The sequence below is a fragment of the Burkholderia sp. BCC1996 genome (genome assembly GCF_905339955.1).
GTDB lineage: Bacteria > Pseudomonadota > Gammaproteobacteria > Burkholderiales > Burkholderiaceae > Burkholderia.
Genome location: NZ_CAJPHM010000007.1, coordinates 300941 through 313093 on the forward strand (window position 1 = coordinate 300941; position 12153 = coordinate 313093).

Consider the following 12153-nt stretch of genomic DNA (forward strand, 5'->3'; position numbering starts at 1 on the left):
GCCGGCACGAAGGAATGAATGCAGTGGAACAGGCTCGATCGCTACGATCCCGCTGCGCTGCCGCGCTGACCGGCGCGCTGCTGTTCGCGCTTGCGCCGGCCGGTGCAAGCGCGGAATCCGGGATGCCCGCAACACAGCGGCAGGCCGTCTCGATCGACGAGGCGATCGCCGCCGAGATCGCCGACGGCCATCTTGCCGGCGCGGTGGTCGTGACGGGCGATGCGGACGGCGTGCGGGTACGCGTCGCGCGCGGCCTGCGCGTGGCGGGCGAGCACGCCGAGGCGATGACGGCCGATACCGTCTTCGATCTCGCGTCGCTGACCAAGCCGGTGGCGACGGCGGTTGCGGTCATGCAGCTCGCGGAGCGCGGCATGCTGAGCCTCGACGCGCCGGCCGCGCGCTACTGGCCCGCGTTCGGTGCGCACGGCAAGGCCGGCATCACGATCCGCCAGTTGCTCGCGCACGTGTCGGGGCTGCCGGCCGGCGTGTCGTCGTCCCGCGCGCTGCGCAGCCGTGCCGCCGTGCTGGCCGACATCGTCGCGATGACGCCCGGTGCGCCGGCCGGCACACGGGTGCGCTACAGCGACGTCAACTACGTGACACTCGGCGAGATCGTCGAGCGCGTGTCGCACCGGCCGCTCGACGCGTGGTGCGCCGCACACGTGTTCGCGCCGCTCGGGATGGCGAGCACCGCGTTCCGGCCGCCAGCACCGCTGCTCGCGCGCGTGGCGCCCACCGCCGTGCGCGATGGCCATCCGCTCCGCGGGAGCGTGCACGATCCCGTCGCGGCCGCGATGGGCGGCGTGGCCGGCAATGCGGGCCTGTTCGCGAGTGCGGACGATCTGGCGCGCTTCGCGCGCATGCTGCTGAACGGTGGTGCGCTCGGCCCGGCGCGCGTGCTGGCGCGCCGCAGCGTCGCCACGCTCGAGACAGCGGCCACGCTCGACGCCGAAGGCGACCTGCACACGCCCGGCTGGGCGGTCGCGCCGCCGCTCGTCGCGAACCGCTACCGGTTGCCGCCGGTCGGCGCGCTGCAACACCTCGGCTACACGGGCACGGCGCTGTGGATCGATCCCGTGACGCGCCGCTTCGCGGTCGTGCTCACGAGCCGGCTGTATCCCGACGAAACCGGCACGGCGCTGCCATTGCGCTCGCTCGTGCTCGGCATCGTATCGAGCGAAGCCGCTCCCGTGACGCCGGCGGGGATCGCGACGCGCGTGCCCGCGATGGCGGCGGCCGTCGCGCAGGCCGCCCGGTTGCCGGTATCGCGCGGGCCGGTACTGGCCGGCATCGACGTGCTCGCGGCGAACGGCTTCGCGGCCGTCGCGGGCAAGCGCATCGCGCTCGTCACGAACCGCAGCGGCTTCGACCGGTTCGGCCGGCGCACGGCCGACCTGCTCGCACAGGCGCCGGGCGCGCGGCTCGTCGCGCTGTTCGCACCCGAGCACGGGCTCGGCACCGACGTCGACGAGACGTTCGGCGACACGCTCGACACCGCGACCGGTGTGGTCGTTCACAGTCTCTACGGCGATCGACGCCGGATCGCGCCCGCGCTACTCGCCGACGTCGACGTGCTGGTGCTCGACCTGCAGGACGCCGGCGTACGCTTCTTCACCTACCTGGCCACGCTCGGTTACGCGCTCGAAGCCGGCGCCGCCGCGCAGCGCCCGGTGCTGGTGCTCGACCGTCCGGACCCGCTGGGCGGCGATGCGTTCGGCGGCCCCGTGGCCGATGCCGGGCCGGCCACGTTTACCGGTTATTACCCGTTGCCGCTCCAGCCCGGCATGACGCTCGGCGAGCTCGCGCGGCTGTTCAACGACCGCCTGCATGTCGGCGCGGCGCTGACCGTGGTGCCGATGGCGCATTACGTGCGCGCGATGCGCTTCGGCGACACCGGGCTCGGCCAGGTGCCGCCATCGCCGAACCTGCGCGATGGCGCCGCGCTGTCGCTCTACCCGGAGACGGGGCTCATCGAAGGGGCGGCGGTCAGTGTCGGGCGCGGCACCGCGACACCGTTCGGCGTGGTCGGCGCGCCGTGGATCGACGGGCGCATCCTCGCCGACGATCTTCGCGCGATGCGGCTGGACGTGACGTTCTCGCCGGTTCGCTTCGTGCCGGCGGAGGGGCCGTATCGCGGCAGGATGTGCGAGGGCGTCCGCATCGAACGGGTGCCCGGCGCGACGCGGCCAGGCGAGATCGGGTTGGCACTCGCGCTGGCGCTGCACCGGCGTTATCCGGCGCAGTTCCGGATCGATGCGATCCGTGCATCGATCGGCTCGCGCGAGGTGGCGGACATGCTGGAGGCGGGGCGCTCGCTCGACGAGATCGAACGTGTCGTCGACGCGCAAAATGCCGCGTTCGCGCGCGAACGGGCGGCGTTCTTACTGTACTGAGTCCGTGCCGCGCGCCGACGGGCGCCCGATTCACCGGTCCGATGCATCCTGCTTTCCCGACAGGCTTGATTTGAGTCAAGCGTGAACGAGCCGGCGGCGGGATCCTGATCGCGAGCGCGACGGGACGCGTGCACGATGTCTCCACGGTCGATTCATGGTCACTTCACGTGTCGTCGCGCTGATGCAATGGCACGCCGGTGGCCGCACGTCCGAACCTTAAGAATGCGGTAAGGAGCCGGCCCGAACATGAACGCATCGCCCAGGAGAATCACGATGCGGATATCCCGTTGCGTTCGCACGCTGTGTCACCCGCGCCTTGCCGTATCGATGCTGTTCGCCGTCGTGGCTTGCGCCCATGCCGAAACGCCTGCCCGGCTGCTGGGCGGCTATGCGGCGCAGGCCGGCACGAGCGCCGCGCCATCGCGGGGACAGCAGTTCTTCACGTCCCGGCATGGGCGCGACTGGAGTTGCGCGACTTGTCACGGAAGCACGCCGACCGGCCCGGGCCGGCACGTCGTCACCGGCAAGACCATCGAGCCGCTCGCGCCCGCGTTCAATCCCGCGCGGTTCACGGACGAGGCGCGGACCGAAAAATGGTTCCGCAGAAACTGCAAGGACGTCGTCGGGCGCGAATGCTCGGCAGCCGAGAAGGCAGATGTCCTGAGCTGGCTCATGAGCCTGAAACCCTGACGGCGAACGATCATGAACCACGTCGACTCGACCACTTTAACGGGCAGGATCGCCCCGCTGCGACATGTGCGGGCAAGCCTGCTCGCGATGCTGATGATGTCGCTGCTGCCGCGCGCGGCACTGGCGGAAGACGAGATGCGGAGCGTCGCGACTCCGTTGCTGCCCAGGTACCAGCAGGAGTGCGCGACCTGCCATGTCGCCTATCCGCCCGGGGCGCTGCCCGCCGAGTCGTGGCGCCGCATCGTGAACGGTCTCGATCGCCACTTCGGCACCGATGCGACGCTGGACCCGGCGACCATCGGGCAACTGGAAACCTGGCTGACGGCACACGCGGCGACGGGCGCCGCGGCTCGCCGTCCGCCGGAAGACCGGATTACCCGGTCGGCATGGTTCGCCGCCACGCACGACGAGGTTCCCGCGTCCGTGTGGCGCAGCCCCGCCGTGAAGCGGCCGTCGAATTGCGCCGCATGTCATACGCAGGCAGACAAAGGAAATTTCGATGAACGATTCGTCCGCATCCCCGGCACACGATGAACCGGAGCGCTCGCGTCCCGCGCGGATACTGGTCTGGGACGCTCCGCTGCGCGTATTCCACTGGCTGACGGCCGTCTCCTTTGCCGGTGCGTGGCTGACCGCCGAGAGCGAGCGGTGGCGGCTGATGCACGTCGCGTTCGGGTACACGATGCTGGCGCTCGTCGCGTTTCGCGTCGTGTGGGGCGTGGCCGGCACGCGTCATGCGCGGTTCTCGTCGTTCGTGCGTTCGCCGGCCGCCGTTTTCCGCTACGCGCTGAGCCTGGCGAAAGGCCGGCCGGAACACCATGTCGGCCACAATCCGGCCGGCGCGGTCGCGATCGTCGCCATGCTGGCGATGACGGTCGTCACCGGAGTCGCCGGCTGGGCGGCCTACACCGGCAGCGGCGCATCGTTCGGCGATCTTCATGAAGGCGCGGCGAACGCGATGCTCGCGCTCGTTGCGGTACACGTCGCTGCCGTACTCGTCAGCAGCGTCGTGCATCGGGAGAATCTGGCCCGGGCGATGGTGACGGGCTACAAGCGCGGCGCGCCGATCGACGGCATCCGGCGTGCCGGGTGGGGGATTGCCGTCGTCATGACGGCGGCGGTGCTCGGCTGGTGGTGGACGCAATGGCACGCGGCGCCGCAGCCCGTGCAAACCGACCGGCCCGTCGCGACGGACGCCGGCCGCCCCGGATACGGGGCGGGCCGGGACGACGATTGACGGCCGCAGGCGGAGTGCTCGATCGTGCGCATCCTGCTCGTGGAAGACGATGTCCTGCTCGGCGACGGGATCCGTGCCGGATTGCGCCAGCAAGGGTTCCGGGTCGACTGGGTACGCGACGGCGACGCGGCCCAGCGCGAACTGCGCGCGCATGCGCATGCCGCGGCGGTCCTCGATCTCGGGTTGCCGCTCGTGGACGGCATGGACGTCCTGCAGCGCATTCGTCGCGACGGCATAGCTTTGCCGGTCCTGATCCTGACCGCGCGCGATGCCGTGCCCGACCGCATCAGGGCACTCGACGGGGGCGCCGACGACTACGTGGTCAAGCCCGTCGACCTGTACGAACTCGGCGCGCGCCTGAGAGCGCTGGTCCGGCGCGCCCACGGCCGGCCGGCGGAGCGGCTCCATGCGCGGGACGTCGAGCTGGAGCCCGCGTCGCGAACCGCCCGCCGCGCCGGCGTGGCCGTTGCGCTGTCCACGCGCGAGTTCGACCTGCTGCACATCCTGATGCTGAATGCAGGCCGGGTCCTGTCGCGCGAGCAGATCGAGCAGTATCTGTACAGCTGGGGGCAGGAGGTGGAAAGCAACGCCGTCGAGGTGCACATCCATCGCCTGCGTGCGAAGCTCGGCAGCGAGCTGATCCGGACGGTTCGCGGCGTGGGTTACGTGCTCATGCGGGACGCTGCATGAAAGCCTTGTTGCCAGCTCGCTCGCTGCACGGCCGGCTGCTGACGCTCGTGCCGGCCGTGGTCCTGGCTGTCTGGCTGTCGACGCTGCTGCTGACCTGGCTCGATGCGCGGCGCGAGATCGACCGGCTGCTCGACGGCCACCTCGCGCAGGCGGCGGCACTGCTCGTCGCGCAACAGGCGCGCGGGCCGGATGACGACGACCATGCGATCGACGCGCCGATCCTTCATCCATACGGCCCCCGTGTTGCCTTTCAGGTGTTTCATGAAGGCCGGCTCGGCCTGCATTCCGAAAACGCGCCGTCGCGGCCGATGGTGGCGCCCGAGCTGACCGCGCGCGATCGGGCCTCCGGATTCTGGACCGTCGTGATCGACGGGAATGCCTGGCGGGTATTCGTCGTGCACGGCGTGCGCGGCGACGTTCAGGTATTCGTGGGCGAACGAATCGAATCACGCAAGGCGATCCTGGGCGCCGTCATGCGCAGCGCATTCTGGCCGATGGCGGCTGCGTTGCCGTTGCTGGTGCTGGCCATCGGGTGGGCGGTTCGTCGCGGCACGGCACCGCTGCGCGATTTCGGGCGAACGCTGGCGAAGCGCAATCCGCAGGCGCTCGACACGATCCGGCTGGACCGGACGCCGCTCGAGATGCGGCCGATGCTGGATGCGCTGAACGGCTTGTTCGAGCGGATTCGTGCCGTGATGGACGCGGAGCGCCGATTCACCGCCGATGCCGCGCACGAGTTGCGCACGCCGATCGCGGCCGTCAAGGCGCAGGCGCAGGTTGCATTGGCGGAGCGCCATGACGAGCGGCGCCGCCATGCGTTGCGGGGCGTGCTCGAAGGGTGCGACCGCGCGGCGCGTCTGGTCGACCAGCTCCTGCTGCTTTCCCGTCTCGATGCGGGCGCACTGGCGGAGCGCGCACCGGTCGATGTATCGGCCCTGGCGAAAGGGGTGGTCGCGGAGGCCGCGCCACAGTCGATCGGGAAGCAGCAGAAGCTGGCACTCGATGCGCCGTCGCCATGCATCGTCGCCGGCAACGAAGCCTTGCTCGCGGCGATGGTGCGCAATCTGGTCGACAACGCGATCCGCTACAGCCCGCCGCTGGCGCACATCACCGTTTCCGTTGGCCAGCGAGACCGGCGCACCGTGCTGCGGGTCGAGGACAGCGGCCCGGGCATCGGCGACGCCGATCTGCGCAGGCTGGGCGAACGGTTCTTTCGGCCGGCGGGAACCCGGCCGGGCGGGAGCGGCCTCGGCTGGTCGATCGTGCGGCGAATCGCAGCGGCGCACGAGGCCGACATCCAGGTGGATCGTTCGCCCGCGTTCGGTGGACTGCGCGTGGCCGTTTCGTGGCCGCCTGCCGATGCAGCCGATGGAGCCGGTGCGGCCGCGCGCTGATCGATCATGTACGCCGCCGGTCAGACGGCACGCGTTCGCCGGGCGGCCGGACGTTCCGGAAGCGGCCGATCGCGACCGGGATCGCGCGTTCGCCACCGGACACACCGAATCCGGACGTGATGACGCACGTCGATCCGCGCAAGCGGGAAAGCGTTGCATGACTTCATGCGCGGCATTCGCGGCCGGCAGGCAGGACCGGGCAGCCGACGTGCCCGCCCGGGGCGCCGCATACGCGAACGTCAATCGGAACCGCGCGGACGATGGCCGCGCCGGAACGTCACCCGACGTTCGTTGACGAGCGCGCGCCAGTCGAGCTTCATCAACACGAACACGAGGCCGAGCAACACCAGTTGCGTGACGACGAAGTATCCGCCGAGATAAGTGCCTTCGAGTTCGGATTCCAGGTCCAGCCGGGTCGACGCGAAGCGGCCGAGATGCGCCCAGATCGCATAGGTGGTTGCGCGGCCGATGAAGAAGGCCGCCGCGATGATCCTGAGCGGCAACCCGGACAGTCCGTACGCGATGAACAGATAGTTCGACGGAAGCGGGCTCAATGCATAGAAGAAGAACGCGCCGGCGGTGAGCGTTCGGTGCTTTCGCAGCCAGCGTGTGGCGACGTCGATATTCTCGCGATCCGATTCGCGTATCCAGCGGGAGCGGACGAGCGATCTTGCGAAGGTCGCCAGGATCACGCGGCCGGTCGTGGCCGCGCCGGCCGCCACGACGGCGAAGATGAACGGATTGCCGTCCGGCAGGTTGAAGCCGACCCACGACATCGCCATCCAGGTGGGCGGGGCGAATGCCGGCATGAGATTCAGCAGCAGAATCAGCAGAAAGAGTACCGCCAGCGTCAGCACGATATCGACTCCGGGCCATCCGGTTTCACGATTCAATTTTGCTGAGGAAAGTGGCTGACGGCTTGACTCACGTCAAGCCGCGCGCCGTGCCGGCATGTCGCGGGAGGCGCGTCGTGCTGACCCATGTCAACGGTCGAGCCGCGGCGTTTACTAGACTGGTGCCACGCCGTCCGCAACCGCAACCCGAACCGGATGCGGCGAACGCCGCCATGCGCGGCGATCGGAACAATCGTCATGTCGCGAATCCGCTGGTCGATCGATCTCGTGTTGCTGGTTCTGGCGGCGGTCACGCTCGCCGCAGGAGGCGTGTGCGTTGCGTTCGGCCTGCCTTCGTTCGCGCGCGTCGTCTGGCTGGTCGGTGCGCTGCCGGTCCTGCTCGCGTTGACGGTATCCGTTGCCAGGGCCGTGGCGAGACGGCAAGCCGGCATCGATGTGCTCGCATGGCTGGCGATTGGCCTGGCGATCGCGCTCGACGAGACGCTGACCGCCGCGGTCATTGCGTTGATGCTGGCCAGCGGGCGGACGCTGGAGCGGTATGCGCAAGACCGCGCGCAACGCGAGATGACCGCGCTGCTCGGCCGTGCCCCTCGGCAGGCAACCCGGTTCGAGAACGGTGAGTGGCGTTCCGTTGGCGTGGAAACGCTCGTTCCCGGTGACAGGCTGCTCGTGCGAAGCGGTGAATTCGTGCCGGTCGACGGCACCTTGACCGATGATGCGGAACTCGACGAATCCATGTTGACGGGCGAGTCGAGCACACAGCGGCGACGCTCCGGAGAAAGCGCCTGCAGCGGCGTGGTCAACGCCGGCGCGCCGTTCGAAATGGTGGCCCGCACGACGGCGGGTGACAGCACGTTTGCCGGTATCGTCCGCCTGGTCGCACGCGCGCAGCGCGAGCGCAGCCCGTCCGTGCGTCTCGCGGATCGCTATGCCGCGTTCTTCGTACTCGCTTCGCTGCTCGTCGCGGGCATCGCGTGGCTGCTGGCCGGGGATGTCGCACGTGCGCTCGCCGTGCTCGTCGTGGCCACGCCGTGTCCGTTGATCCTCGCCGTCCCGGTCGCCATCGTGTCCGGCATGTCGCGCTGTTCGAAACGCGGCATCCTGGTCAAGGGCGGGGGCGCGCTGGAACGACTCGCGCAAGCGACGATCCTGTTCTTCGACAAGACCGGGACGCTGACGGGAGGGCGCGCCCGCATCGTTGCGATCGAATGCGGCGCGGACGTCGGCACGGACGATGTGCTGCATTTCGCCGCGTCGTTGGCCCAGGCTTCGGGCCACGTCATTTCGGATGCGCTGACGGTCGCCGCGCGGGAGCGCCGGATCACGCTGTCGCCGCCGTCGGTCGTCGTGGAAACGGCGGGCGAGGGCGTGACGGGCCGGGTCGACGGCCGGGCCGTCGCGATCGGCAAGTTCGGGTACGTCCGCGCCTGCTCGACGGCCGCCCCGTGGAGCGACGCATTCCTGAAACGGGTCGGCAACGAGGGCGGGGCTGCCGTGTTCGTCGGTGTCGACGGTGTGATGATCGGCGCGATCCAGATGGCCGACCAGGTGCGGCTGGAAACGCCGCGGGCGCTGCGGCTGTTGAAACGCGAAGGCGTCGCGCGCCTCGTCATGCTGACCGGCGATCGGCGCGACATCGCCCAGGCCGTCGGCGAGTTGCTGGGCGTCACCGACGTGCGCGCCGAGCAGACGCCGACGGACAAGCTCGCCGCCATCCAGGCCGCGCGCAAGGAAGGCGTGACGATCATGGTCGGCGACGGCGTGAACGACGCGCCGGCGCTGGCGGCGGCCGACGTCGGTATCGCGATGGGCGCGCGGGGCGCGGCCGCGTCATCCGAAGCGGCCGACGTGGTTCTGCTGGTGGATCGGCTCGATCGGCTCGTGGATGCGATGCGAATCGCCCGACGCTCGCGCCGGATCGCGCTCGAGAGCGTGGTGACCGGCATGTCGCTGTCGATCGTCGCGATGATGATTGCGGCGGCCGGATTCCTGCCGCCGATTGCCGGCGCGGTGATTCAGGAAGTCATCGACGTCGCCGTCATCGTCAATGCGTTGCGCGTGTTGCTGGTTCGCCCGAGGCTGACGGACGCCCGGCTCGCGGATGTCGACGTCGAGCAACTCAAGCGCGAGCACACGGCATTGTCACCGTTGCTGGACCAGATCAGGGATCTCGCGGATCGCCTGCCGCACCTGTCCGGGGCCGCCATCGCCGGCGAGCTTGTCCGCCTGATCGACTCGCTCGACGAACGGCTGCTGCCGCACGAACGCGCCGACGATCGGGACGTCTACGCGCGCCTCGCCCCGCTGCTCGGTGGCGAGGACCCGCTGGCGGCGATGAGCGGCGCACACCGGGAGATCTTCAGGATGGTTCGATCGCTCAGGCAGATGGTCGCGGACCTGCCGGGCGATGCGGGGAACGCCACGCAGGTGCAGGCGATACAACGCCTGCTGTACGGGCTGGAAGCGATCGTACGCCTGCATTGCGCTCAGGAGGAGGAACTGTTCCACGCCGTCGGAGCGGATGCGTGACGCCGAGACGCATCATGCACGCGGCGCACTCACGAGCTGGACCGGCGTTTTCGTGATGCGCGCAACGCGTCCGGCCACGCTGCCGACCAGCCAGCGCGTGGCGCCGCGCCGCCCGTGGGTGCCCATGACGATCAAGTCCGCATTCCATTCGATCGCGTCGTGCACGATCAGGTGCGGCACGTCTTCGCCCGTTCGATCCGTTTCGATCAGCTGCGACTGCGAGCGCCCGGCGGGGATGCCGTCGAGCAGGGCCATGGCTTTTTGCAGTGCGTGATTGCCTTCGCCAAGCAACGCCTTTTCCAGCGTCTCGACGGGGACGAAATCACCCAGCTGCGTGGCGCGATCGAGCACGTATATCGCCCGAAATTCGGTGTCAGGCCACGAGAATTTCAATCCCGTTCGCAATGCGTGAAGCGCAATCGGGCTCCCGTCGACGGCGAACAGCATCCGCCGCGGCAGGCGCTCGGCCACCGACCCGAAACCTTCCGGCACGATGAGCAGCGGGCAGCCGACGAGCGTGCCGAGCGGGCCGGAAACCGTTCCTTCGATCCATCCGCGCAGGCCGTGATGCTGGCGTGCCCCGACGATCACGAGTTCGGCCTGCCAAGCTTGCGCACTGTCGGCCAGCGCATGCGCGATATCCCCGCCGTGCGTGGACAGGTCGACGACTTCCGTGTCGACCGCGATGTCGTCGCGCGCCATTGCGCTTCGGGCGCGCGATAGCACGTCGGATGCGTCTCGCAGCAATTCGTCGCGGGCCGATTCGAGAAACGCCGCGGATCTCGACCCGCGCGGGACGAGTGTGCGCGGACTATCCGCAACGCTGACGATGCGTACCGATGCATTCGGTGGAACGAACGCCCTGGCATACGCCAGCGCCTGATCGGATGCGGTGGAACCGTCGATGGCGATCAGCACCCGCTGGAGCGCGGGCGCCGCCTGGAAGGTTGAAGTGCTGGCGCTCATGAATGTCTCCCGGTGGCAATCGGCGATCCTGCATACGCAATTTTTTGCACCTGTCGTCTCCGCGGGTTTGACTTTCGTCAAGCGCGTTTGTCTTCGTGGTCCCCGGGGCCGGATGCGGTCACGTCGACGTCTTCGATCAGTCGCGGCGGCGATGCGGTGCACGTTCGACGAGCGGCGATTCGTCTGGTTTATGGCGCCCCCGGAGCGTGCCGCGTGACGCAGTGCCGATTGCGATTCGCCGATCGTGGCGTCCCGGATCGATGCCCAGGAACCGGCATGCGCCCCAAGCACCGGCCCCGCTTCGCGGAATGAACCGGTTAGGTAATTTGGTGCGCCGGCGCGCGCTGCGAGGGCAGCCGCTGGCGCCGGTGCCGGCCCACGCACCGAAATGGGGAATGCGGTGCGCCGGAATTTCCGTCGAGTGCCGGTACGGCAAGCGTTTCGCACCGGTGGCCCGGTTTTTGCTGGAGTACCCGCGGCCGCGCAACGGTTGCGCGCTGCCCGACGACATACCAGACAAGGAAGATTCACCGTGAGCCCGACGACTCGACCGTTCCCCCGACGCACCTGGCTGGCTGCGCTGATCGCCGCCCCCGTGATGGCGCTGTTCGCTGCCGCGCCGGCGCATGCCGACGCGCTCGACACCATCGCGAAAAACGGCGCGCTGCGCGTCGCGGTGCCCGAAGACTATCCGCCGTTCGGCTCGGTCGGCACGGACATGCAGCCGCAGGGCTACGACATCGACATGGCCGAACTCCTCGCCAAGTCGCTCGGCGTGAAACTGAAGCTCGTGCCCGTGAACAGTGCGAACCGGATTCCGTACCTGACGACCAACAAGGTCGACATGGTGATCTCGTCGCTCGGCAGGACACCTGAGCGCGAGAAGGTCATCGACTTCTCGAGCGCGTACGCACCGTATTTCCAGGGCGTGTTCGGGCCGGCCGACGTGAAGGTCAGCGCGCCCGCCGACCTGAACGGCAAGACGGTCGGCGCCACCCGCGGCGCGCTCGAGGAGATCGCGCTGTCGCAGCTCGCACCGAACGCGACGATCAAGCGCTTCGAGGACAACAACGCGACGATCCAGGCGTTCCTGTCGGGGCAAGTGCAACTGATCGCGGCCGGCAACATCGTCGCGGCGGCGATTCTCGCGAAGAATCCGCCGCGCCGGCCCGAGGTCAAGTTCGTGATCAAGAATTCGCCGTGCTTCGTCGGCGTCAACAAGAACGAACCGCGCCTGCTCGCGAAGATCGACGACACGATCGCACATGCGAAGCAGGACGGCACGCTGGGCGCGATGTCGAAGAAGTGGCTCGGCCAGCCGTTGCCGGCCGGACTGTGACGAATCGCAGTGTCGCCTGATACATCGCCGCGGCCGGCATCGCCGGCGCGGCGGGTGTCGT

The 12153-nt window shown here is 69.2% G+C and carries 10 protein-coding genes; 8 read left to right on the forward strand and 2 right to left on the reverse strand.

Annotation, left to right across the window (positions count from 1 at the left end; genetic code table 11):
- Positions 1-14: 14 nt before the first annotated feature.
- The 6 genes from U4Z64_RS13170 (at position 15) to U4Z64_RS13195 (ending at position 6404) form a co-directional block, all read left to right on the forward strand.
- On the forward strand, positions 15-2393 hold the full coding sequence (locus tag U4Z64_RS13170; protein ID WP_415750572.1) for a serine hydrolase: 2379 nt from the start codon (positions 15-17) through the stop codon (positions 2391-2393).
- 327 nt (positions 2394-2720) lie between these two features.
- Positions 2721-3083, forward strand: a complete 363-nt coding sequence (locus U4Z64_RS13175) for a DUF1924 domain-containing protein (protein WP_409362223.1) — start codon at positions 2721-2723, stop codon at positions 3081-3083.
- A gap of 12 nt (positions 3084-3095) precedes the next feature.
- On the forward strand, positions 3096-3617 hold the full coding sequence (locus U4Z64_RS13180) for a diheme cytochrome c (RefSeq protein WP_124485903.1): 522 nt from the start codon (positions 3096-3098) through the stop codon (positions 3615-3617).
- A complete protein-coding gene (locus U4Z64_RS13185; protein WP_321809703.1) occupies positions 3583-4320 on the forward strand; it encodes a cytochrome b/b6 domain-containing protein in 738 nt (245 codons plus the stop codon). The genes U4Z64_RS13180 and U4Z64_RS13185 overlap by 35 nt, the downstream gene beginning before the upstream one ends.
- Before the next feature lie 24 nt (positions 4321-4344).
- Positions 4345-5010 (forward strand): response regulator, encoded by a 666-nt coding sequence (locus tag U4Z64_RS13190; RefSeq protein WP_321820185.1) that lies wholly within the window; start codon positions 4345-4347, stop codon positions 5008-5010.
- A complete protein-coding gene (locus tag U4Z64_RS13195; RefSeq protein WP_321820186.1) occupies positions 5007-6404 on the forward strand; it encodes an ATP-binding protein in 1398 nt (465 codons plus the stop codon). The genes U4Z64_RS13190 and U4Z64_RS13195 overlap by 4 nt, the downstream gene beginning before the upstream one ends.
- A gap of 239 nt (positions 6405-6643) precedes the next feature.
- Here the strand turns inward: U4Z64_RS13195 and U4Z64_RS13200 are convergent, their stop codons facing one another.
- Complete coding sequence (locus tag U4Z64_RS13200; RefSeq protein WP_321809706.1) at positions 6644-7261, reverse strand: VTT domain-containing protein; 618 nt, start codon at positions 7259-7261, stop codon at positions 6644-6646.
- Between the two features lie 234 nt (positions 7262-7495).
- On the opposite strand from U4Z64_RS13200, the gene U4Z64_RS13205 reads away from it, so the two are divergent.
- Positions 7496-9787, forward strand: a complete 2292-nt coding sequence (locus U4Z64_RS13205; protein ID WP_321820230.1) for a heavy metal translocating P-type ATPase — start codon at positions 7496-7498, stop codon at positions 9785-9787.
- Between the two features lie 12 nt (positions 9788-9799).
- Here U4Z64_RS13205 and U4Z64_RS13210 read toward each other — a convergent pair whose 3' ends face one another.
- On the reverse strand, positions 9800-10753 hold the full coding sequence (locus U4Z64_RS13210; RefSeq protein ID WP_321820187.1) for a universal stress protein: 954 nt from the start codon (positions 10751-10753) through the stop codon (positions 9800-9802).
- 532 nt (positions 10754-11285) lie between these two features.
- Between U4Z64_RS13210 and U4Z64_RS13215 the strand changes: the two genes are divergently transcribed.
- Positions 11286-12092 carry a transporter substrate-binding domain-containing protein gene (locus tag U4Z64_RS13215; RefSeq protein ID WP_044846546.1) on the forward strand — a complete coding sequence of 269 codons (807 nt, stop codon included), beginning with the start codon at positions 11286-11288 and terminating at the stop codon, positions 12090-12092.
- Positions 12093-12153: the final 61 nt, after the last annotated feature.